The following is a 22,364-nucleotide window of genomic DNA, read 5'->3' on the forward strand; positions in this document are numbered from 1 at the left end:
TTCAATTCTAGCGCCAAAAAGCCGAAATATTGTATACGAGTGTCTAATTAGGGAGTGGGAGAATTGATTGTAAATCGCAGATGGTTCGTTAGTTTGATGGCTATATTGCTGTTCCTTGATTTAGGACTTGGCGGTATAGGTGCAAGGGTAAAAACAGTGGACGCCGCAAGTGCAGGGCCGCAGCTGTTAAGCTACACGCCGGCTTCCGCTACCACGAATGTACCGTTAAATTCCAATCTGATGCTGACCTTTGATGAAAGCGTAAAAAAGGTGAGCGGCAGTGCCGCGATTTCGATTCGCCGGCTGGTTGATAACGAGCTCTTTGAATCTTATCAGGTATATACAGATAGCCGAGTCAGCATTAATGCGGCCAGCCGCAATGTCGTCACGGTGACGCCAAGCAAAAATTTCGAGCTCAATACAAGTTATTATGTCGTCATTGATGCAGGGGCTTTTGTTAATGAGTCTAATGACAAGCCTTACAGCGGGTTATCTAATGCGGCAGCGTGGAATTTTACAACAATCACCCAGAAGGATACAAATGCGCCGCGGCTGCTTTCCTTGAATCCGGCGCACGGAGCTGGCGGTGTAGCGATTGGAAGTCCGCTTGTGATGACTTTTGATAAGCCGGTGTATGCTGCCTCCGGTTATATTACGCTCCGCAACATGACATCCGGCAATTCCGGGGACGTTCAGTCGATTCCTGTCACCTCTACTTCGGTCAAAGGCAGCGGCACAACGGCTGTCACGATTCAGCCGCCTGAGCTGTTGAAGGATAATAGCAGCTATGAAGTGACGGTGCCTGCAGGCTCCTTCCAGGATGCCTCCGGCAATTCGTTTACGGGTATTTATGGCGGTGAGGTGTGGAAGTTCACGACAGGCGCGCCGCCGCTCGGCTCTCCTGTGAAGCAGCCGGCTAACAATGCAGTCAATGTTGCGACCAATTCGACGCTGACCTTAACATTTCCAGTCAATATAACGCCAGGCAGCGGCAATATTGTCTTGAAAAAAATTAGTGACAACAGCACGGTGGAAACCATCCCGGTTTCGTCGTATCGGGTGACGATATCAGGCAATCGCACGGTGACGATTGCGCCGTCAAGTTCATTGCCGGCCAGTACGGAATTGTATGTATTGATCGATCAAGGCGCTTTCCGGAGCGCGGCTAATTCATCCGTTGTTTATGAGGGAATTACTAATGCGGGTGAATGGAGCTTTACCACTAATTTAGGAAATGATACAACCAGGCCTTATATTACAGAACGTACGCCCGCTAACGGGGCCGTGCAGTCCGCTACCAGTTTTGATCTGGAAATGAAATTTAATAAACCGGTATACCCCGGCAGCGGCGAAATTGTCATTAAAACGTTGTCAGGCGATGCGACTGTTGCTACGATCCCTGTCACTTCAGATAAAGTGAGCGGGGGCGGAACGAACAAAATTACGGTTAAACCTGGCGTTACCTTAAAATCAAATGCTACTTACTATGTACAAATTTCAGCGCAAGCATTTCGCGATGCTAACAGCAATTATTTTTTGGGGATAACGGGGTCGGATACGAGCAGTTGGCGTTTTACGATTTCGGAGGATTCACTTAAACCGACCATTTTGTTCACGACGCCATTTAATGGAGGAACGGAGGTTCCGCTGAAAAATGCCGTATTATATGCGACTTTTAGCAAACCGATCCAGCTTGGATCCGGAAGTGTAACCCTTAAAAAGCTGAAAAGCACTACTGCGGGAGCGATCGCGACAGATGTATCGATCGATCCGCAAAATAATCAGCGGTTAATGATTAAAGTGCCTGCCACGCTGGACTCTAATACAGAATACTATGTCGAAATTACACCAGGCTTGGTAAAGGATTTTGCCGGCAATTCCTTTGACGGCATATTGAATCAGTATCAGTGGACATTCAAGACGACTAACACCGCAGGCGGAGCGCCAACGGTAGTGAAAACGGAAATGATCGGCACTTCATTGATGTCCATTACGTTCAATAAGGCGCTAAATCCGGATTCGGTGCCTGCACCGGCCAATTTTTATGTCACGGTTAACGGAGCGAGCCGGGCGATATCCTCCGTTGAAATTAACGGCTCCAGCGTACTGCTGAAATTGCAAGTGGCGGTCGCTTCCGGACAGACGGTTAGTGTATCGTATTCACCGGGCACTTCACCGGTTGAAGATATGAACGGCAAGGCGGCGGCCGGATTTGCCAGCCGCGATGTCGTCAATAACCCGGATACGACGATGCCGAAAATTATGAGCGGTACGATTAACGGCAGCCTGATTACGCTGATCGCCAATAAAACGCTGGCTCAACTGCCTGCCGATGCTTATAAGCAATTTACGGTCTACGTCGATGGTTATTCGCGGGCAGTAACGCAGGCAGTGGTAACGGATGGCATGATTCTGCTTTCGTTGAGCAGCCCGGTCACTTCCAGCCAAAGTGTGTCGGTTTCCTACTATCCATCAACGTATGTGACGATTCGCGATTTGGCTGGCAATGAGCTAGCGTCCTTTAGCAGCATGTATTTGACCAATGGACCGGACACGCAAGCTCCCGTATTGCAATCCGCTTCCGTAAGCGGAAGCACGATCACGCTGACCTTCAATAAGGTGCTTAACGGGTCGCAGGTGCCGGCAGCGAGCTCTTTCTCGGTATTGGTCAACAGCCGGTCCCGCAGTGTATCGTCCGTATCGATTTCGGGGGCGCAGGTCTATGTCAACCTGATTTCTGCTGTTAGCAGCGGCGACAGTGTGGTCATCTCCTACACCGGCGGCTCCAAGCCGATTGTAGATTACGCTGGCAATGCGGCTGCGACATTCAGCAGCAGGCAAGTGAGCGGCACATCGACCAGCACTTATCTGGTCGGGGCAGAGGTTAGGTCTGCCACCATAACGTTAACGTTCTCTAGCTCTCTGAACAGCAGCTATGTTCCTTCCTCGTCTCAGTTCGCCGTGAAGGTGAACGGTGTCAGCCGTGCAGTCTCATCTGTATCGGTTAACGGCTATTATGTTACGTTGACGCTGACGACGCCGATCGCAAGCGGAGATACGGTGAAAATCAGTTACTCAGGCACGGGGACAGGACTGCGTTCCACGAGCGGGGATGTCGCTTCTTCGTTTACAGATTTTTCGGTAGCGAACCAGACCTCGTGGACAGATAACAATGCGAATGGAGATTTTGAGACGGCAGCAGGCGGCGGCTTGAATATTAAAATTGCTGCAGCGACAACGTCTTCCGATACATCGCCCGCAGGCCGCACTACAAGACGATACACGCTGTCTTCGGTCAAAGTAGCGGCTGCTTATCAGGCTGTAACGTCTACGAGCGGGATGACGCCGCGAGTCGTCTTTACCGTACCGGATAGCGAGCTGGCTGCGATTGTCGCGATTTCCCTGGAGGCGCTGCAGGAAGCGAAGAAGAAGACGCCTGCAGGCTCGATCGCTATCGCATACCGCGAGACGAGCTTTGAAATTCCATTTAGCGCGATCGATTTTCAACAAGCTGCGCAAACGGCGAATATCAGCTTGACAGGCGGCTATCTGCTGCTGCAAATTGATACCGCGGCATCGGCAATCTCATCGCAATTGACTGCAGCGATCAACAGCTCGCGTTCGCAGCAGCTGGTCAGCTCGATTAATTTTGCGGCGGCGATAACAAGCGCCGGCGGCATTGCCAAGCCATTTGAAAGCTTCAGCGGATATGTCAATCACTCCATGTCGACAGGAAGCGCGATAGAGCCGCGTACAACGGCTACGGTATGGTTCGACAGTGAAGCAGGCAAGCTTAACTATGCACCGACTAAGGTTGTAACACAGAACGGCAAAAGCGTTGTAACCTTCCAAAGCAAAAACAATGGAACTTTCGCCGCGGTTAAAGGGCAAGCCGAATTCAAAGATATTGCCAAGCATTGGGCTAGTAACGACATCTTAGTGCTTGCTAACAAATATATCGTTGAAGGAAAATCGGCAACTGCATTCGAACCGAAAACGCCGATTACCCGCGGCGAGTTTGCGATGTACATCGTACGCGGTCTTGGTTTGGCGGGCGACCGGCAGTCTGCGGCTAAATATAAAGATGTGAGCAGCTCTTCAGCGCTTGCGCCTTATATCGGAGCAGCTACACGGGCAGGGATTGTAAAAGGGATGACGGATGGCACATTCAAGCCAGACAATCCGATCACGCGCGAAGAGATTACGGCGATGATGGTAAGAGCTGCCGAAGCGGCCGGGGCACCAATCAGCGCTGTGAAGGATGTCACCGACGTCCTGAAAAAATTCAAGGATTACAAAACGATTGGCAACTGGGCGCAGGCCGATGTAGCCAAGGCGGTTCAGGCCGGCATAATCAACGGGATGTCTAACGGCGGTTTCGGGGCCAAGGCACAGACATCGCGGGCGGAAGCCGCTATTATGATCAGACGTTTGCTGGACTATGCCGGATTTATCGATAGCTAGCAGAAGAAGTAGAGAGGACGACATGTATAAAGGTTCGTCCTCTTTTTTCTGATGAAAATGAGACGCGAAAAATGTCGATTTTAGTAGATAGCATTTTCTTTTCGGTCGAAATTTGTTGATAGGAGTCTTCTATCAGACGTAACTTTTCTCATCTAACTAGAGTCTATACGCTTATACGCTGCCGGCGGAATCTGTCGATTGGGAGCTGATTGGGTTTAACGGCTCAGTCAAGGATGGCTCATTCACTATTAACTCTGTTACGCCAGGGACGCAGGTCGGTTATGCCATCGCCAGATATGATGGTTTTTCGACAACAGCAGTGCTCGCTGGAGGAGCAGATAAAAAATTTGAAGATTTTGAGCGTACCACCTACCCAATTACGTTCGCGGGTACGAATAATATAACGGGAACCGTGAAGTTGGAGACTGGATTAGGCGGTCGAAAACAATCGAAAGCATTGCAATTGAACTATGATTTGTCGGCAGGATCAGGGACGAAAGCAGCATATGCGGTGTTAAACGGCAATGGTAACCTTGGCTGATAAAGTTACATGGTCAGGCTGGAAGCAGGTAAAAGCCGCGCTGCCGGCAGATAAGATGGCGTATCCAATTTCTTTGAAACGTCTCTATGTTGTGTCTCTTGATGAGGGTTAGGATGAGCGTGCACTGCAGGGCAGCATTGCGATGGACGATATTCGTTTCCAATATGCGGCGCTTGCTCCCGAACCGGAACGGCAAAAAATCGTTTTGAAGTTAGGATCGAAGGATGCAGTAGTCGGCGGCAAAGCGTACAAGCTGGATGTTGCACCTTTCGCGCTGAACGGAACGACATATTTGCCGCTGCGATTCGTAACCGAAGCGATGGGCGCTAAGGTAGATTGGAACCAGAAATTAAATCGTGTAACCGTACTGCGCGGCAACCGTTTTATGGAAATGTGGCTGAATAAAAAGCAGTTTATTTTGAACGGATCAAAGAAAGAAGCGGCTGTCGCGCCTATTTCCAAAGGAGGACGCACCTTGGTTCCGGTTCGCCTTGTTTCCGAACAATTGGGATTGGTAGTAAAATGGGAAGGAAAAACCAGTACCGTAACTGTCGAATGATAGGACGCGTTCAGGCCATTCTGTGTTATGATAAATAGTATGCCACAGTAGAAAGTGAGCCGAGTCCCAGTGGATTATCGATTAAATGACATCGATCGCGTCATTAAGAACGCGGTTCTCGTAATGGAAGACAGCAAATATCAAATATACGAAATATGTGAATCTGCGCGCAGGGAGCTTTTCACGCTTAGTCAGGAATTGAATCAAGTACTGGCTGAGACAGGGGACATCATTGATAAAGTAGATGCTCTCGAGCTGGAATACCGCCGCGCGCGGATCCGGCTTACGGAAGTAAGCCGCGATTTTGTCCGTTATAAGGAAGAGGACATCAAAAATGCTTATGAGAAGGCGACCCAGCTGCAGCTCGATTTGATGGTATACCGGGAAAAGGAAGGGTACCTCAAGGCGAGACGGGATGAGCTGCAGCAGCGGGTGCGCAATGTGGACAAATCGGTTGAGCGCGCGGAATCGATTGGTTCGCAAATCAATGTAGTGCTGGAGTACTTGTCAGGCGATTTGAATCAAGTGACCCGCATTATCGAATCAGCCAAAAATCGACAGCAAATCGGTTTGAAGATTATTTTGGCTCAGGAAGAAGAGCGCAAGCGGATTGCCAGAGAGATTCACGACGGCCCCGCCCAGTCCCTCGCAAATATAGTTCTTAGGACGGAAATTGCCGAAAGAATGCTTAATAAGCAGGAATTCGAAATAGTGAAAGAAGAATTAATAGATTTGAAAGTGCAGGTCCGCTCTGGCCTAGAAGAGATTCGAAAAATTATTTTCAATCTGCGTCCTATGGCACTAGATGACTTAGGACTTGTTCCTACCTTGATGAAATTTGTACAGGATTTTGAGGAAAAAACAAAGATTCGGACAGTATTCGACACGATTGGGAAGGAAACAAGATTGTCCTCCGCAATGGAGGCAGGTATGTACCGCATGATTCAGGAAGCATTCAGTAATGTGCATAAGCACGCCAATGCATCCTATGTTGCCTTGGAAATGACCTATCAGGCGCATATGGTGAAAATTGTCGTGCGGGACAACGGTAACGGATTTCATGTCGACCTGATTGAATCCCGGGCAAAAGACAGTAGTCATTTCGGTCTGATCGGAATGCGTGAACGTGTCGAGCTGTTGGAAGGGAGGATGGAGATCGAATCGGCTATTAATGAGGGAACGAAGATTACAATTCATATCCCGATTAACCCAGAGCAGGGGAAGGAGTAATTGATAATGGAGCACAAAGCCGTGAGCGGTCAGCGGAAAATCAAAGTATTGATTGCTGACGATCATCAGCTCTTCCGTGAAGGCTTAAAGCGAATTTTGAATATGGAAGACGATTTGGAAGTTATTGGCGAATGCAATGATGGCATTCAAGTGCTGGAGTTTTGCAACCATACGAAGCCGGAAGTCGTTCTGATGGACATCAATATGCCGATAGAAAATGGGGTAGTCGCTACCGAGCGTTTGCGCGATATGTTCCCGGAAGTGAAAGTAATCATTTTGTCGATTCATGACGATGAAAGCTATGTATTTGAGACATTGCGCAAAGGCGCATACGGTTATCTATTAAAGGATATGGAGGCAGAAGCGCTCGTTAATGCGATTCGTTCTGTCGTTGGCGGACATGCCTATATCCATCCAAAGGTAACAGGCAAGCTGATCAATCAGCTGCGCAGAATGACCTATCTGGATGATATCGGTGCCGCTTCCGGTGCCGCAGCGGGACGCGAAGCCGGAGTGAAGTTTATTGCCGGTGAAAATAACCCGCTTACCCGCCGCGAGGCTGAGGTGCTTCGTCTCATGGCCGAAGGCAAAAGCAATAAAATGATTGGCGAATATTTATTTATTAGTGAAAAAACAGTCAAAAACCATGTCAGCAGCATTTTACAAAAAATGGAGGTTGACGACCGTACGCAAGCGGTTATCAATTCCATCAAGTTTGGCTGGGTAACCTTGTAATCTTTATTGGTATAACCGGGCTCTCCACATCTGTGGGGAGCTTTTTTGCTGTTCATAGAAGCTTGGAAAAAAAATTTTCGGCATGACGCAGTGTTTTTTGTTCCGCTGATCGTCTTATTTAATGAGTCTTGTGCATTTTGCGGAAGGGAGGGGCAAGCTATTCAACCTCAGGACGATGAATGGGTCAATCTCGTCCTTGAAGGCGATCAAGAAGTATACCGGAGACTGATTGAACGTTATCAAGGCGTTTTATATAGCTTGATCTGGGGGATATTGCGTCATTCCAAAGATACAGAAGATGCTTTGCAGGAAACCTTTGTACGCATCTACCTTGCTCTTCCCGGTTATCGCGGGCAAGGCTTCAAAAGCTGGGCGTCGCGTATCGCAATTAATATTGCGCTTGATGCAAAACGAAAAAAGAAGAGACAAGCTGAGGTGTTTTCTGAGGAAATGGAAGCGGGAGCCTGCGCCGGCGATAAGGAAAGTCCGGTATTAAGGGGGCATTCTCCCCCGGCGGAGGAGGAGGCGCTCGAACGGGACAAGCGCGCACGCATTCGACATATGATAGAAACGATGCCGGAGGGCTACAGCAAGGCGGTGCAGGCCTTTTATTTGGAGCAAAAAAATTATCAAGAGATTGCCGCAGCAGAACAGATTGCAGTCAAAAGTGTGGAATCCCGCTTGCATCGCGCCAAGCAATGGATGCGTAGGCACTGGAAGAAGGAGGACCTGGAATGAAGCATCCGACGAGCGCAACCTGGCATGACTATGTACAGGATCGCCTGACGACTCAGGAATGTGAACAGATCGAACAGCATTTGGCTGTTTGTGATCTGTGTATGGAGCGATATATGAAAGGCGCGTCTGAACTCCAGCCGCTGGAGCGTTTATCGGCCGAACAGAGTGGCCGGCTTACAGATGCGGTAATGTCCAAGGTGGCGGCACTGCCTCCTTATGCGGTGAAGCAGCAGAAGCGTAGAAGGAAGAAGCCGGTACGGCGCGCGGTACAGCGGCAGTCCGGGAGCCGCCGTCAAATGATGGTGCATTATGTCATTGCAGTTTGTTTCATGCTGCTGCTTATGTCTGCAGGCGTGTTTGAGCATCTGGCCGCTCTGACCGATCAGTGGCGCACGGAGCAATATGGGCGGCAGCACGAGGATGGTCGGCAAAGGATCAGAGTAACAGATACCATTATGGAAAAAACAACCTCCGTCATTGGCGCTATGCTAGATAAGCCCACTACGGATGCCAGAAAGAATGGAGTGAACTAAATGATTAGAAATCCGATCGTTGCCTTGCTATTAGGCGTCATACCGGGTTTAGGGCATTTTGCCGTTCAACGCAAGGTTAGAGGGGTGATTTACCCGCTGTTATTCGTGGGAATAATCGGCTTAGGCTTTATTGGAGCGATTATGGCTGATCGCGGCGAACCGCTCATTGTCGCCGGACTGGGCGCTATATGTATCTGGGTGCTCAACTTGCTGGATCTGATTATCTTTTTACTGCGGCGTTCAGGAGATATTAAGCCGCATCCGCAGCGTGCCGTACAGCGGCAGCCCGGCAATTTGATGGGGCCACCGCCACCGCCGCCGGGCAGCTTTTCGGCCTTCGGAGCAGCGGAAGCTGGAACGATGTATTCACCGCCGGAAAACAATGACGATGCCGGGGAACGTTTTTACACGATTTTGCTATCTTTCGTTCCCGGACTAGGACATTTGCAGCTCGGGCTGATGCAGCGCGGCGTCACACTGTTAATTGGTTTTTTCGGCTTGCTGACGATGATTATTTTTGTTTCAGTGCTGGCACGTGAACAAGGGGTCCTTGTGTTTTTGGGTGTGCTGCCGATTATTTGGCTGTACGGGATGTTTGATGCCGTTCGGCAGCTGCAGCGCAAGCAGGCCGGAGAATTGCTGGTCGACCGTTCGATTATGGAGGATTGGGACGAGTTCCGGCATGGCGGCCGGAAAAGCCGCTGGTTTGCCACAGTGCTCTCGATTATTCCGGGTGCTGGGCATATGTATTTGGGCTTGCAGAAGCGCGGCCTGCAGCTGATGGCTGGCTTCTTCCTTTCCATCTACTTGCTGGATGCGCTGCAATTATCGCTGTTTTTGTTTGTGGCGCCGATTATTTGGTGTTATGCATTTTTTGACTCCTTGCAGCAGCAATCCAGATATGCGCTTGGCTTTGCCGAGCTGCAGGATGTGCCGATCGTGGACGGTCTTGTACATCGGAAAAAGTGGCTGGGCCTCGTACTTGTGCTGCTGGGCTTGTACTACGTATCAGACCGCCTGTTAATGGACATTGTTCGGCGCTATTTTGAATATTATCAATGGATCACGATTCGCGATTATTTGAAGACAGGTGTAACGGCGGTACTGCTTGTCGGAATTGGCATCAAGCTATTAGCAGGCAATAAGCAAGAGAACACGGAAACATGAGAGACCGGCTCCGGCCGGTCTCTTTTTTCTTTGCTTGTCCGCATATGTCTGGAACCAGTAGGCGCTATTCGACATATGATATCGGAAAGAGGAGGTGGCTACGATGATCGCGATCTTGCTCTGGGTGCTTGGCTGTTACGCGCTTTGTGCGATAGCGGTGCATACCGCCTTTCGCAATACGAGGCAGCGGAAGCAAGACGATATCAAGCATTACATTCTTGTAGCCGGTAATGAGCAGCAGCAGATGGAATGGTATATGCGTTCACTGGCTCGTTATGCTCGCGAATGCGGGCAGGAGGTTCGTGTTACAATTGTGGATCGCTGTTCTAAGGATGATACTATTCAGATTGCACGCTGTTTTGCGCGGCGCGGCATGGATATTTATATTACGCCAGCTTCGTGGCTTAGTGAAGGTGAACGTTCAACCGAGGATCAGCAGCTTGCCCAAACAAGTTGGATGCGCTTACAAGAAGAGGGGGAGAATGCTGACACATCGCCTCTTATTTGGAGGCTGCGTTCGGCAGGCATAGTGACTGCGGCGGACCAGACCATTTTGGTTGATTTGCAGGAGCCGCACGATCTGTCGAAGCTGCCCCTTTATTGAATGAGCGGGCTAGTTGAGCTATAATAGTTGTAATTAGAACGAGCGAGTGAAGCACACGCACAATGCTGCCGTAGAAGGCAGACTGCGGTGTGCTTTTTTTTGATTTTATAGAACTTATAAGTGTCACTCGATAAATTCTATAAAATTCAGGGGAAGAAACTTGCCTCGCGCTAAGGTCGGCGTCAGCCGTTTCTTCTCATTCCGCTCCAGGAGGGGATGGCTTTTAATGAGGGTGCAGCTGTATGTAGTGGTAGGGCAGAAAGAAACAACGGCGCGCTGGACGATGGCGCCGGAGGTTGATTATGCTTATTGGCTGGATGCTGCTTACCGGCAGGAGGTTGGGCGAGCGGCAGCAGGATGTGAAACGGCTGGCGGCAATTATGTATGCTGCCTCTTTTGGTCGGAGCTTGTTCCTTTAGGAGATGCAGAGCAAATTGCGGTGCGCTGGGCAGAGGAGCAGGGACAGACAAATGACATAAGAGCTACAGCAGCTAAGCTGCGGCGGTTAGTTGGGCAGACAGTGCGGCTGCGCTCTGGCCGTGGCGAAGTTGTTATGTACCGGCACGATTCTGTTGGATTGAAGGGGAAAAGCGATTATATGGCTGCGCGGAGGCTGGCAGAGCAGGCTTTCCGGCTTGCTAAGCTGTGCCGGGGTCGTTCTTTATTAATGGGAGAAGTGTTAGCGTTACTGGAGGCCAGCGGGCAGACCGGGCAGAGCTGCAGCTCGGCACTGCTTCCTGTCCTCCAAATGGCGGCTTTACTGGGACTGCTGCATCTAGGAGGCTCAGTAGCAGTGCAGCCCCCATCCAAAGGTGTGCGTTGGATCTGCCGGCTTCGCGGGGGGACGACAAAGGGCAAGCTGCGGTGCCGCCGCTGTGGCAGTGGCGAAGCGCGAATGCGCCGTACCGGCTGTGCGACATGCGGGTGCGAATGTGCTTATTGCGAGGCTTGCCTGTCAATGGGGCGCAGCCGCGAATGCAGTTTGCTTATTTTAGGGGACAGCACTGCGGCGGCCGGAGCGTACAATAAGAGCGGCAGCAGGCTTGCGATCCCGGAGCGGCTCAGGCCATGGAAGCTAAGCGATGCGCAAGCAGCGGCAACGGCAGCCGCGCTGGATTTTATTGAACAACGGCCCAGAGCTGCAGACAGATTCCTATTATGGGCAGTGACTGGAGCGGGCAAGACGGAAATGATTTTCCCGCTCGTGGAGGCCTGCTTGCAGCAGGGCGGGTATGCGCTCATTGCGACACCGCGCCGCGATGTGGTGCTGGAGCTGGACCCCCGGCTGCGCAAGGCATTTCCGTCTGAAACGCTCGTCACCCTGTACGGCGGCAGTGCCCAGCGCTGGGAAAGCGGGCGGATCACATTAGCAACTACACATCAATTATTTCGTTTTCAGCATGCATTTGAGCTGGTTGTCATTGACGAGCTCGATGCTTTTCCCTATCATGGCGACCCGCTGCTGTATTATGCGGCAGCCAAAGTATGCAAGCCGGAGGGAACGACGATTCTGCTTTCGGCAACGCCGCCGGCGGAGCTGCAGCGGGCGGCCAGGCGGAGGAAACTGCCTTATGTGCGCGTTCCCGTCCGTTTTCATCGGCATCCTTTGCCCGTACCTGCATACATTAAAGCTGCTCCCGTATATTCGCTTATTGCGCAGCGGCAGCTCCCTGCGAAAGTCATAAGCGCTGCCCGGCATTCACTGGACAGGGGAGCGCAGCTTTTCGTCTTTGTACAAAAGATTAGTCATATTGCTCCATTAGTTGAGCAGCTCCGCCGCGCTTTTCCAAAGATCGCAATTGATGGCACCTCCTCCAAGGATGAGGAACGTGCAGACAAGGTGCAGCAGTTCCGTCAATGTCACATTCGATTATTAGTGACGACCACAATATTGGAACGGGGAGTGACGGTTCCGAAAAGTGATGTCATGATTTTGGATGCGGACGGGAAGCTTTTCGACGAAGCCTCGCTCGTGCAAATGGCCGGCCGGGCTGGCCGCTCAAAGGATGACCCGGCAGGCAATGTCTACTTTTGCGCTCCGGCGCTCAATCGGTCGCAGAAGCTGGCGATTCGGCAAATCGTGGAGATGAATCGGCTTGCGCGGCGGCAAGGGTATCTGATTACAGTGCCGGATAGGAGGGGGAACAGGAATATTGATAAATAAAAGCTGGCGAAGTTTGCTGGATTGCGGATTTGCTTTACTGTCGCCCAAGTCATCGCTTTGTTATGCCTGTCAGCGCCCATTCAGAAGAGTGAGGGACAGTTTGCCTTTGTTATGCCAGCAGTGCGGCAGGCTTGTACCATGGATTCATTCTGCGGTGTGCCCGGTATGCGGGAGAGGGGAGCGCTGCGACGATTGCGCCCGGCGTGCGATGACCTTCTTTGTATGCAATAGAAGTGCCGTTCACTATAATGAACAAACGCGAGAATGGATCGCCCGTTACAAATATCGGGGGGATGAGGCGCTGGCTGCCCTCTTTGGAACGATCCTTAATTACAAATTTCGGCATATGATAGGAGAAATGCGGGCGCGGCAGGCCGGCTTCCATTTTCACGCTATAATTCCTGTACCGTTAAGTGAAGAACGGCTGCTGGAGCGGGGATTTAATCAGGCCGAGCAGCTCGCCGCCGCGGTAGCAGGCAAGCAGCGAATCAAGCTAACTCCCTTGTTGCTGCGCAACCGCCATAGCGACAAGCAAAGCAGCAAAACGCGGCGGGAACGGATGGATAATACATACAATCTGTTTGCGGTGCACGAGGAATGGATGGCCAAACTAATGCGGAACGGGCAGCCCTCCCCTGTGCGCTTGCTGATTGTCGACGATATATATACGACGGGCAGTACAGTTAATGCTTGTGCCGCTGCGATCACAAATTGCATCCGGCATAGCTATCCAACGATCCGTGCGGAAATTTACGTCCTGACACTTGCCCGTTCGTAGCGGGACGAAGCGTTAATGTCCAAGATCAGCTCTTTAAAAAAAGATGAAATATGCCGATATAGTTGATAAAATATGATTATCGTAAGGTGCCTGAAAGGGGGCAATAAAAATGGAGCTTGATAACTGTCCTCGTTGTGGGAAGCTATTTGCCAAAAATTTTCGCGAGCTGTGTCCGGCATGCATAAAAGATGTCGATAGAGAATATACCGAGTGTGCCGAATATTTGCGGAAAAATAAAGGTGCAACCATTCATGAGCTGTCTGACGCAACTAATGTCAGCATAAAGCAAATTACAAAGTTTATTCGCGAGGGCCGCATTTCTCTTGTAGGCGCCCCCAATCTGGGCTATCCATGCGAAGTATGTGGTATACCGATTCGTGAAGGCAACTTATGCGGGAACTGCCGCTCGCGGTTGCAGCATGATATTGGCCAGGCGCAAGGCAAGCTGGCTAAAGATACTGAAGGGACTGCGTCGGCCGTTTACCGGATTATGGATCGGTTGCGTGACCGAAGTTGACAGTATTGCGGCGATTCTATAAATTTTTATACACCTATGCCGATAATACTCATATAGAGTTTATCGGCTTTTTATATAGTTGGCGATGTTGGAGGGATGAGCGATGAAAATTAATGAAATACAACGGATCGGAGCAGTCAATCCGTATAAGCAAAATCAGGAGCAGCGAACCGGTCAGACGGAGCGCAAGCGCAGCCGCGATGAGGTGCAAATTTCTGCCGAGGCGCAGGAGATGCTGTCCTATAGCCGCGCAAATGATACCGAGCGTGCGAAGCGGGTACAAGCTTTAAAACAGGAAGTAAGCTCCGGCACTTATCATGTCGATGCAGGCAAGATTGCCGAAAAAGTATGGCCGTTTTTGAAAAAATAAGCAAGTATAAGTTACCTCTATGCTTAGCTTATATTTCTAAGGGGAAGAAACTTGCCTCGCGCGAAGGACGGCGTCAGCCGTTTCTTCTCGAATCGTCCAAATAGGTGGAAGGGTGAAGTCCAGTTATGTCTATAAATGAGATTTTAGAAATACTAGAAAAGCAATTGGAACATTATGGATCATTACTGGATTTGATCAATCAGAAACGAACCATTCTTATTAGCAATGATGTCGAGCAGCTCAATGTGTTTATGAAAAAGGAAAGGCAGCAGCTGCAAATTGCGGAAGCGCTCGAACAAGAACGCATTCGGCTTACTAACAAATACTTTTTGAAATGCGGCATTATTCGCAGCCGGGCAGGGACGATTTCGGATATGGTCCGCATTGTAACGAATGCGGAAGAAAAGACAAAACTGCTGCACTATCAAAAGCAGCTTTCCAGTTTGCTCGGGGAAATCCGGAAAGTGAACGAGCTTAATCAGCAGCTGATTGCACAGTCGCTTCAGTTTATTGAATATTCCATTGATCTCCTTATTGATGATCCGACTGAGGCGATCACTTACCAGCACCCGAAGAACCCGACATACGGAGGGGTAAGAAACGGGATATTCGATACGAGAGGTTAGAGGAGGAGCATAGTGATGAGATCCACATTTCATTCCCTGGAAACCGCGAAGAGAAGTATATTTACCCAGCAAGCATCGATTAATACCGTCGGACATAACATTGCAAATGCGAACACATTGGGGTATTCCCGCCAGCGCGTATCAAGCGTTGCATCGCGTCCGATCGAAGCTTTTGGCATGAGCCGCTCAACAGCCCCGGGCCAGTTAGGGACAGGGGTTGAATTTACGGCCATTAACCGGATTCGAACGGGGTTTCTTGACGATCAATTCCGCAACCAAAGCAAGTATGTAGGCAACTGGTCCGTACAAGCCGATACCTTGAATAAATTGGAGGGGGTTGTTAACGAGCCTTCGGATACTGGCATCCGTACAGTATTGGACAAGTTTTATCAAGCATGGTCTGACTTGAGCAAAGATCCGGAAAATGTTACAGGAAGAAAAATTGTGCGCGAAACAGCTATGGCGCTTACTGATGCTTTCAATCAGGCAAGCAAACGTTTATCGGATCTGACTGCAGATTTAACCACCAATATCGAAGTGAAGGCGACAGAAGCTAATACGATGCTTCGAACGATTGCTTCCCTGAACCTCGAAATCCGTAAAATTGAGGCGCTTGGTGATCATGCGAATGATTTGCGAGACCAGCGGGATTTGCTTGCGGATCAGCTGTCGCAAATTGTGAACGTGCAGGTTACGGAGCAGGCTGACGGCTACTCGATTTCTATGGGAGGCGTCTTGCTGGTGGAGGGGGACACCTATGGAGAACTATCAGCAGCTTCATTGCAAGGAGCCTTCCAGTCAGGGGATCTTAATAACGGCGAAATATACGGGATGTTTGTTTCACGCGATGTGCATGTTGCTAATTATGTGAGACAGCTGGATACATTCGCCAATACGCTGGCTAATGGTGAAATACAAATTACGCTTCCGGCGGGCACTGTCAAACCGGGAACGACGGTGCCGATCACTGCGCCGGAGACGATTACCGTGAAGGGCTTGAACGGGCTTCATAAGCTAGGTTACACATTGGAGCAGCCGGCTGCAAACGGGCTCGATTTCTTCACCTTTAAGCCAGGCGCAGACGGCATTACGGCAGCGAGTATTCAAGTCAATCCGCTAATTGCAGCGGATACGAATAAAATTGCCACTTCCATGCGAACGATTACGGAAAATGGGGTCACGACTGTTGTCAAGGGCAACAATACACTCGCTTTGTTGATGTCCGAAATAAAGGAAGTCGAATTTAAATTTGATCAGAGTGCTACCGGGAACGGGGTTACCGAAGCAACACTCAACAACTTTTATAATGCAATGGTCGGGGCGCTCGGTGTCAATGCGCAGGAGGCAAGCCGCCAATATTATAACTCCGTCGCACAAATGGATCAGGTTGACAGCAATCGGCAGTCTGTTAGCGGTGTCTCTCTGGACGAGGAAATGTCTGATCTCATCAAATTTCAGCATGCATACGGCGCTGCTGCAAGATTTATGACCACGTTCGACCAAATGATCGATAAGTTAATTAACGGAACCGGAGTAGTCGGTCGATAATCACAAATTATTATTTAGGGGGAAGCAGTTATGGCGCTTCGTGTAACGCCTGGGATGATGCATGCACAATTGTCCAGGAATTTAAATCGAAATTTAATTCGAATGGAAGAGCTGCAAAATCAATCGAGCACTGGACATAAAATTAATAAGCCCTCCGATGATCCGGTAGGGATCACTTATTCGCTCCGTTACCGGACCGAGCTGGCCTCTAATGAGCAGTATCAAAAAAATGTCGATTCCGCTCTTTCTTGGCTGGATTTTAATGATGCTGTCACGGACCAGACCGGGCAAGTTTTGCATCGGGTAAAGGAATTGGCGGTCGGGGCATCCAGCGGCACCAATCCGAGCTATGCACTGGACGCGGTAAAGGCCGAAATTTTGCAGCTGAAAGAACAGCTCGTTGATATTGCCAATAGTAAGCTAAACGGAAAGTATGTGTTCAATGGCCAACTGTTCGATAAACCTCCCTATGACACGGAAGCCGCCAATTTCGATCCGAAGATGGTCGTAACTGACGACAAAAGCGTGGCATATGCACTGGGAGTAGGCGTTGTGCTGCCGATTAATATAACGGGCAACGAGCTGTTTGGCGAAACTGGCGATGGAGATAATGTATTTGCCATTCTTGATCGAATTGTATCTGCGATCGACAGCGAAAGCCATAGCGGTGTAGCTGCGGAGCTGGCAAATATCGATTCGCGTATGGATAAAGTATTGAATGCGAGATCGGAAATCGGTGCACGGGTAAACCGCGTCGAGCTGATGCAAAACCGGCTGAGCGACCTGGAAATCAATTTGACGGATATGCAATCCAAGGCTGAGGATGCTGATTATGAAAAGCTGCTCATTCAAACCAAAATCAATGAAAACATCTATCAGGCCTCGCTGTCTGTAGGGGCGAAAATCATTACTCCCACCTTGGTTGACTTCCTCCGCTAAAGGAGAATAATATGCGTCTTCCTATCATTCAAGCGACTTCTCAACAGGGGAAAATTGCGATTGAATCGGAGCTTGGGCACTATAATATTCGTTCCCGGCCAGCTGATCTGCAAATTGAAACAACGAGACCGCAAATCAGTGCTTCTACGCCGGCTCCGGATCTGGACATTGACTCCAGCCGGATGTGGGAGGCTTTTAACGGCGGCAAGCCTGAAGTGTTTTGGAACAAAATTTACTCCCAAATGCCTGAAATCGCTTTGCAGGCGATTGCCCGGATTGTAGAGAGAGGAAATCAAATGGGAGATTTGCGGATTCAGCGCAATCCTATTCCTGATCTGGCATATGAAGCTGCTTTTGAGCCGAAAGCGCCTCTCCAAATATTCGGACCGGCGACGCCTCACAATGTGGACATTCACTTTACCGTTCATAAACCTGATGTAGAGGTGACGCCTGGCCGCGTTGATGTCCGGGTGCAAGTGAACAGACCGGAGATTGAATACCAGCGCCGAGATGTAAAAGTTACGATGGAGCAATATCCCCGCGTACAATTTTATGTGCCAAATGTTGATATTAGAGCGTAGCGCTGCTATTCCAACCGCATCAAAAATTTCGATATGCAAGCTATATACAAAGCTGAGCCGCTGTATATAGCTTTTTCTATTTCTAGCAGCTAAGATGAGAAGGAATGGAGGAGAATGCTATGAAGCTAGTGAGCAGCAGACTTGGTGAAATGGAGATTCAAGAAGAGAGCCTACTTTACTTTTCCAAGGGTATTCCAGGGTTTGAAGAGGAGACCCAGTTTGCACTGTTATCGTTGGAGTCAAACCGACCGTTTGAATTTCTGCAGGCAATTGCAAATCCGGATCTCATGTTTATTGTCGTAGATCCTTTTCAGTTCCTCCCTCAGTATGAATTCGAGCTTCCTGACGCTACTGCCGCAGAGCTGTCTGTCTCTGAAGCAAATGTCATGATCCGGTCGATCGTAAGTATCCCTGGCGAATTGAAGCATGCAACGCTGAACCTGGCAGCCCCGCTTGTTATTAATAAAGAAACCCGGGCGGCAAAGCAGGTAGTGTTGGGCAGTACAACATATTCGACTAGGCAACCGCTGTTTCAAAAAGTGGAGCAGCGTTAGGAGAAGGGGGAGCGCTGATGCTTGTATTATCACGCAAGAAGGGCGAAGCGATAATTATCGGGGATGATATTGAAATCACCCTGCTGGAGGTCAATTCCGATGCCGTTAAGATCGGGATAAAAGCCCCCAAGGAAATCGAAGTTTTGCGCAAGGAAATCTATTTGATGGTGAAAGAATCGAATCAGGAGGCCGCAGCCCCTGCGATCGAGCTGGATCTATTAAATACGAAATTGCAGCGATTGAAAGAAATTGATGAAGAGCTATAAATAAACCAGTGATACATGCCGATAAAAGGGGTATAACCGGTTTAAGTACGGCCGACTTATCCGGTTACCACAAGGATGTGGGCAGATGACAATTCAGGGAGGAAACCCAACATGCGTATTAATCACAATATTACGGCAATCAACAATCACCGCAACATGAGCCTGAACAATGTAGCAGCAGGCAAATCGATGGAAAAACTGTCCTCGGGTCTTCGCATCAACCGTGCGGCTGACGATGCGGCAGGTCTGGCAGTGTCCGAAAAAATGCGCGGCCAAATCCGCGGTCTGGAGCAAGCGCAAAAGAACGTACAAGACGGCATCTCCTTCGTACAAACGGCAGAGGGCGCAATGAACGAAGTAAGCGCCATGCTGACTCGCATGAAAGAGCTGAACGTTCAGAAGAAAAACGACACATACTCCACTACAGATAAAGCTAACATCGATGTCGAGCTGGATGCGCTGGGCACACAAATTGACAACATTCTTAAAGATACAACCTTTAATGGTATTTCGATTAAAGGCGGTACTGTTAAGATTCAATCGAATGACTCTTCGCAGCAAATCACAATTAACGGCATTACTGAAACAGGAATTACCGGTCTGACTAAAGGTTCCGATTTGGCTGCTATTGAAACGGCAATTACGAATGCTTCGACAGAGCGTGCGAAGTTGGGTGCGGTTCAAAACCAGCTGGAGTACACGTCCAACAACCTGGGTACGACAGTAGAGAACCTGTCGGCATCCGAATCGCGTATCCGCGATACAGATATGGCGAAGGAAATGGTGGAGCTTACGAAGAACAACATTCTGTTGCAGGCTTCCCAAGCGATGCTGGCACAAGCGAACTCGCAGCCGCAAGGCGTTCTTACACTGCTGCGCTAATCGAATTACACAGAGAGACCTCCGATTTTCGGAGGTCTTTTTCTATTGCAGGAACTAGAAAAAGCGAGAGAGCTATAAACAAATTAGCAGCATATGTCGATAAGAGAAATATGACTGGTTAAGTACGGCCGACTTAGCCAGATACCACAAGGATGTGGGCAGATAAAAACTCAGGGAGGAAACTAGTTATGCGTATTAATCACAACATTACGGCAATCAACAATCACCGCAACATGAGCTTGAACAACGTAGCGGCAGGCAAATCGATGGAAAAGCTTTCGTCGGGTCTTCGCATCAACCGCGCGGCTGACGATGCAGCAGGTTTGGCAGTGTCCGAGAAAATGCGCGGCCAAATCCGCGGTCTGGAGCAAGCGCAAAAGAACGTACAAGACGGTATCTCCTTTGTACAAACGGCAGAGGGCGCAATGAACGAAGTAAGCGCGATGCTGACTCGCATGAAAGAACTGAACGTTCAGAAGAAAAACGACACATACTCGACTACGGATAAAGCGAACATTGATGTTGAGCTGAATGCGCTTGGCAAACAAATCGACAATATCTTGACTGACACCAAATTCAACGGTATTGAAATTAAAGGCGGCACGATTAATATTCAATCCAATGATTCTTCACAACAAATTACAATTAACGGTATTGACGATGCAGATATTAGCGGCCTGACTAAAGATTCCACATTGGATGACATTGAAACAGCAATTACGAATGCTTCGACTGAGCGCGCGAAGTTGGGTGCGGTTCAAAACCAGCTGGAGTACACCTCGAACAACCTGGGTACAACAGTCGAGAACCTGTCGGCTTCCGAATCGCGTATCCGCGATACCGATATGGCGAAAGAAATGGTCGAGCTTACCAAAAACAATATCCTGCTGCAAGCATCCCAAGCGATGCTGGCACAAGCGAACTCGCAGCCGCAAGGCGTTCTTACACTGCTGCGCTAAGAGAAATTGCCAAAACAGACCTCCGATTTTCGGAGGTCTGTTTCTAAATATAAGAAAGTATAAGTTTCACCTTATACACAGCTTATATTTCAAAGGGAAGAAACTTGCCTCGCGCCAAGAACGGCTTCTGCCGTTTCTTCTTGATTGCAGGAACTAGAAAAAGTGAGAGAGCTATAAACAAATTAGCAGCATATGTCGATAAGAGAAGTATGACTGGTTAAGTACGGCCGACTTAGCCGGTTACCACAAGGATGTGGGCAGATAAAACTCAGGGAGGAAACTAGCTATGCGTATTAATCATAACATTACGGCGATCAACAACCACCGCAACATGAGCCTGAACAATGTAGCAGCAGGCAAATCGATGGAAAAACTGTCCTCGGGTCTTCGCATCAACCGTGCGGCTGACGATGCGGCAGGTTTGGCAGTGTCTGAAAAAATGCGCGGACAAATCCGCGGTTTGGAGCAAGCGCAAAAGAACGTACAAGACGGTATCTCCTTCGTACAAACAGCAGAGGGCGCGATGAACGAAGTGAGCGCCATGCTGACTCGCATGAAAGAGTTGAACGTTCAGAAGAAAAACGACACGTACTCGGCAACAGATAAAGCGAACATCGATGTTGAACTGGATGCGCTAGGCGAGCAAATTGACAACATCCTGGGCGACACCAAATTCAATGGCATCTCAATTACAAGCGCAACTGATATTAATATTCAATCCAATGACAGCACACAAATCATTGCGATCAAAGGTATTGATGGAACAGATATTACAGGACTTGATTCCAGCAAAGGTCTTACTGATATTGAAAAAGCAATCACGAATGCTTCGACAGAGCGCGCGAAGCTGGGTGCGGTTCAAAACCAGCTGGAGTACACTTCCAACAACCTGGGGACGACAGTAGAGAACCTGTCGGCATCTGAATCGCGAATCCGCGACACAGATATGGCGAAGGAAATGGTGGAGCTTACGAAGAACAACATTCTGCTGCAGGCTTCCCAAGCGATGCTTGCACAAGCGAATTCGCAGCCTCAAGGTGTTCTTACGCTGCTACGCTAATATTAGTTTTAGTTGGAGACCCCTGCTTAAGGGGTCTTTTTGTTTGCAATTCATCGAAACTGCAATATTTGCGTGCGGACTTCAAATACTTCTAATATTGTACGGCGCTGATACCGATATAGAAAGTAGAATAAATAATATCGGGCGAGGTGTTACAATGTCGATGAATATTGGTTCTGTCAATGGAATGACTGGTTACGTTAATGATCGGCATAATGGCGAGGGGGAAACGCGTGGGAGCGCACCGGCAGCTAACCTCAACAATATTAGCTCCGTAAAAGCTCTTGCCAAAGCAGAATTAAGCGGGACTAAGGTAACAATTGGCGATGAGCAAGTGATCCGCAACATCGAGCGGGTTCTAAAGGTGATTCAAGGTCCTGATACTTTGTTTGAGATGTCGGTTCATAAAGAAACAAATGCGATCGTCATCAAGGTACTGGACAAAGATACCGGAGATCTTATCCGCGAAGTGCCGCCGGAGAAGACATTGGACTTGGTGGCCAAATTTATGGAGATCAATGGAATTCTTATTGATGAGAAGGTATGAGG

General features: G+C 49.3%; 22 protein-coding genes. All 22 read left to right on the top strand.

Annotated features, from left to right (window positions below; genetic code table 11):
• The first annotated feature begins 63 nt into the window (after positions 1 to 63).
• The 22 genes from ACFQ0N_RS23780 to ACFQ0N_RS23885 all read left to right on the top strand — a co-directional run bounded on the left by ACFQ0N_RS23780 (position 64) and on the right by ACFQ0N_RS23885 (position 22,362).
• Complete coding sequence (locus ACFQ0N_RS23780; protein WP_379330932.1) at positions 64 to 4,464, top strand: Ig-like domain-containing protein; 4,401 nt, start codon at positions 64 to 66, stop codon at positions 4,462 to 4,464.
• Positions 4,465 to 5,147: 683 nt separating this feature from the next.
• Positions 5,148 to 5,564: a copper amine oxidase N-terminal domain-containing protein gene (locus ACFQ0N_RS23785; protein WP_379330934.1), complete on the top strand. Its 417-nt coding sequence runs from the start codon at positions 5,148 to 5,150 to the stop codon at positions 5,562 to 5,564.
• 69 nt (positions 5,565 to 5,633) lie between these two features.
• Entirely contained in the window at positions 5,634 to 6,794 is a 1,161-nt protein-coding gene (locus ACFQ0N_RS23790; RefSeq protein WP_379330936.1) for a sensor histidine kinase, read from the top strand.
• A gap of 6 nt (positions 6,795 to 6,800) precedes the next feature.
• Positions 6,801 to 7,529 (top strand): response regulator, encoded by a 729-nt coding sequence (locus tag ACFQ0N_RS23795; RefSeq protein ID WP_379330938.1) that lies wholly within the window; start codon positions 6,801 to 6,803, stop codon positions 7,527 to 7,529.
• Between the two features lie 45 nt (positions 7,530 to 7,574).
• Complete coding sequence (locus ACFQ0N_RS23800; RefSeq protein ID WP_379330940.1) at positions 7,575 to 8,267, top strand: RNA polymerase sigma factor; 693 nt, start codon at positions 7,575 to 7,577, stop codon at positions 8,265 to 8,267.
• The gene (locus ACFQ0N_RS23805; RefSeq protein WP_379330942.1) at positions 8,264 to 8,800 is read left to right on the top strand and encodes an anti-sigma factor; all 537 of its coding nucleotides are present in this window, start codon (positions 8,264 to 8,266) and stop codon (positions 8,798 to 8,800) included. The genes ACFQ0N_RS23800 and ACFQ0N_RS23805 overlap by 4 nt, the downstream gene beginning before the upstream one ends.
• Complete coding sequence (locus ACFQ0N_RS23810; RefSeq protein WP_379330944.1) at positions 8,801 to 9,967, top strand: hypothetical protein; 1,167 nt, start codon at positions 8,801 to 8,803, stop codon at positions 9,965 to 9,967. It begins immediately after the preceding gene.
• Positions 9,968 to 10,070: 103 nt separating this feature from the next.
• The gene (locus tag ACFQ0N_RS23815; RefSeq protein WP_379330946.1) at positions 10,071 to 10,571 is read left to right on the top strand and encodes a glycosyltransferase family protein; all 501 of its coding nucleotides are present in this window, start codon (positions 10,071 to 10,073) and stop codon (positions 10,569 to 10,571) included.
• A gap of 226 nt (positions 10,572 to 10,797) precedes the next feature.
• Positions 10,798 to 12,735, top strand: a complete 1,938-nt coding sequence (locus ACFQ0N_RS23820) for an ATP-dependent helicase ComFA (protein WP_379330948.1) — start codon at positions 10,798 to 10,800, stop codon at positions 12,733 to 12,735.
• Positions 12,725 to 13,513 carry a ComF family protein gene (locus tag ACFQ0N_RS23825; protein ID WP_379330950.1) on the top strand — a complete coding sequence of 263 codons (789 nt, stop codon included), beginning with the start codon at positions 12,725 to 12,727 and terminating at the stop codon, positions 13,511 to 13,513. Before ACFQ0N_RS23820 ends, ACFQ0N_RS23825 begins: the two co-directional genes overlap by 11 nt.
• Before the next feature lie 109 nt (positions 13,514 to 13,622).
• A complete protein-coding gene (locus ACFQ0N_RS23830) occupies positions 13,623 to 14,030 on the top strand; it encodes a TIGR03826 family flagellar region protein (protein WP_379330952.1) in 408 nt (135 codons plus the stop codon).
• Positions 14,031 to 14,133: 103 nt separating this feature from the next.
• Positions 14,134 to 14,400, top strand: a complete 267-nt coding sequence (gene flgM, locus ACFQ0N_RS23835) for a flagellar biosynthesis anti-sigma factor FlgM (protein WP_379330954.1) — start codon at positions 14,134 to 14,136, stop codon at positions 14,398 to 14,400.
• Between the two features lie 125 nt (positions 14,401 to 14,525).
• Positions 14,526 to 15,026 carry a flagellar protein FlgN gene (locus ACFQ0N_RS23840; protein WP_379330955.1) on the top strand — a complete coding sequence of 167 codons (501 nt, stop codon included), beginning with the start codon at positions 14,526 to 14,528 and terminating at the stop codon, positions 15,024 to 15,026.
• A 15-nt stretch (positions 15,027 to 15,041) separates the two neighbouring features.
• Positions 15,042 to 16,574, top strand: a complete 1,533-nt coding sequence (flgK, locus tag ACFQ0N_RS23845) for a flagellar hook-associated protein FlgK (RefSeq protein ID WP_379330957.1) — start codon at positions 15,042 to 15,044, stop codon at positions 16,572 to 16,574.
• 30 nt (positions 16,575 to 16,604) lie between these two features.
• The gene (flgL, locus tag ACFQ0N_RS23850) at positions 16,605 to 17,513 is read left to right on the top strand and encodes a flagellar hook-associated protein FlgL (protein WP_379330959.1); all 909 of its coding nucleotides are present in this window, start codon (positions 16,605 to 16,607) and stop codon (positions 17,511 to 17,513) included.
• A gap of 11 nt (positions 17,514 to 17,524) precedes the next feature.
• Positions 17,525 to 18,094, top strand: coding sequence for a DUF6470 family protein (locus tag ACFQ0N_RS23855; RefSeq protein WP_379330961.1), 570 nt, complete (start codon positions 17,525 to 17,527; stop codon positions 18,092 to 18,094).
• A gap of 119 nt (positions 18,095 to 18,213) precedes the next feature.
• Positions 18,214 to 18,648: a flagellar assembly protein FliW gene (fliW, locus tag ACFQ0N_RS23860; protein ID WP_379330963.1), complete on the top strand. Its 435-nt coding sequence runs from the start codon at positions 18,214 to 18,216 to the stop codon at positions 18,646 to 18,648.
• 17 nt (positions 18,649 to 18,665) lie between these two features.
• Positions 18,666 to 18,914 (top strand): carbon storage regulator CsrA, encoded by a 249-nt coding sequence (gene csrA / locus ACFQ0N_RS23865; protein ID WP_379330965.1) that lies wholly within the window; start codon positions 18,666 to 18,668, stop codon positions 18,912 to 18,914.
• 111 nt (positions 18,915 to 19,025) lie between these two features.
• Positions 19,026 to 19,796 carry a flagellin N-terminal helical domain-containing protein gene (locus ACFQ0N_RS23870; protein WP_379330967.1) on the top strand — a complete coding sequence of 257 codons (771 nt, stop codon included), beginning with the start codon at positions 19,026 to 19,028 and terminating at the stop codon, positions 19,794 to 19,796.
• Positions 19,797 to 19,984: 188 nt separating this feature from the next.
• Complete coding sequence (locus tag ACFQ0N_RS23875; RefSeq protein WP_379330969.1) at positions 19,985 to 20,755, top strand: flagellin N-terminal helical domain-containing protein; 771 nt, start codon at positions 19,985 to 19,987, stop codon at positions 20,753 to 20,755.
• Between the two features lie 286 nt (positions 20,756 to 21,041).
• Positions 21,042 to 21,815, top strand: coding sequence for a flagellin N-terminal helical domain-containing protein (locus ACFQ0N_RS23880; RefSeq protein ID WP_379330971.1), 774 nt, complete (start codon positions 21,042 to 21,044; stop codon positions 21,813 to 21,815).
• Positions 21,816 to 21,972: 157 nt separating this feature from the next.
• Positions 21,973 to 22,362, top strand: coding sequence for a flagellar protein FlaG (locus ACFQ0N_RS23885; RefSeq protein ID WP_379330973.1), 390 nt, complete (start codon positions 21,973 to 21,975; stop codon positions 22,360 to 22,362).
• Positions 22,363 to 22,364 lie beyond the last annotated feature (2 nt).

This window comes from Paenibacillus sp. GCM10027626 (genome assembly GCF_042676285.1).
Classification (GTDB): Bacteria; Bacillota; Bacilli; order Paenibacillales; family Paenibacillaceae; genus Paenibacillus_Z.

Coding starts and splice junctions, on each gene's coding strand:
- ACFQ0N_RS23785 (WP_379330934.1), top strand. CDS start 5,148: ATGGACGATATTCGTTTCCAATATGCGGCGCTTGCTCCCGAACCGGAA.
- ACFQ0N_RS23795 (WP_379330938.1), top strand. CDS start 6,801: ATGGAGCACAAAGCCGTGAGCGGTCAGCGGAAAATCAAAGTATTGATT.
- ACFQ0N_RS23805 (WP_379330942.1), top strand. CDS start 8,264: ATGAAGCATCCGACGAGCGCAACCTGGCATGACTATGTACAGGATCGC.
- ACFQ0N_RS23810 (WP_379330944.1), top strand. CDS start 8,801: ATGATTAGAAATCCGATCGTTGCCTTGCTATTAGGCGTCATACCGGGT.
- ACFQ0N_RS23815 (WP_379330946.1), top strand. CDS start 10,071: ATGATCGCGATCTTGCTCTGGGTGCTTGGCTGTTACGCGCTTTGTGCG.
- ACFQ0N_RS23820 (WP_379330948.1), top strand. CDS start 10,798: ATGAGGGTGCAGCTGTATGTAGTGGTAGGGCAGAAAGAAACAACGGCG.
- ACFQ0N_RS23830 (WP_379330952.1), top strand. CDS start 13,623: ATGGAGCTTGATAACTGTCCTCGTTGTGGGAAGCTATTTGCCAAAAAT.
- flgM (WP_379330954.1), top strand. CDS start 14,134: ATGAAAATTAATGAAATACAACGGATCGGAGCAGTCAATCCGTATAAG.
- ACFQ0N_RS23840 (WP_379330955.1), top strand. CDS start 14,526: ATGTCTATAAATGAGATTTTAGAAATACTAGAAAAGCAATTGGAACAT.
- flgK (WP_379330957.1), top strand. CDS start 15,042: ATGAGATCCACATTTCATTCCCTGGAAACCGCGAAGAGAAGTATATTT.
- flgL (WP_379330959.1), top strand. CDS start 16,605: ATGGCGCTTCGTGTAACGCCTGGGATGATGCATGCACAATTGTCCAGG.
- ACFQ0N_RS23855 (WP_379330961.1), top strand. CDS start 17,525: ATGCGTCTTCCTATCATTCAAGCGACTTCTCAACAGGGGAAAATTGCG.
- fliW (WP_379330963.1), top strand. CDS start 18,214: ATGAAGCTAGTGAGCAGCAGACTTGGTGAAATGGAGATTCAAGAAGAG.
- csrA (WP_379330965.1), top strand. CDS start 18,666: ATGCTTGTATTATCACGCAAGAAGGGCGAAGCGATAATTATCGGGGAT.
- ACFQ0N_RS23870 (WP_379330967.1), top strand. CDS start 19,026: ATGCGTATTAATCACAATATTACGGCAATCAACAATCACCGCAACATG.
- ACFQ0N_RS23875 (WP_379330969.1), top strand. CDS start 19,985: ATGCGTATTAATCACAACATTACGGCAATCAACAATCACCGCAACATG.
- ACFQ0N_RS23880 (WP_379330971.1), top strand. CDS start 21,042: ATGCGTATTAATCATAACATTACGGCGATCAACAACCACCGCAACATG.
- ACFQ0N_RS23885 (WP_379330973.1), top strand. CDS start 21,973: ATGTCGATGAATATTGGTTCTGTCAATGGAATGACTGGTTACGTTAAT.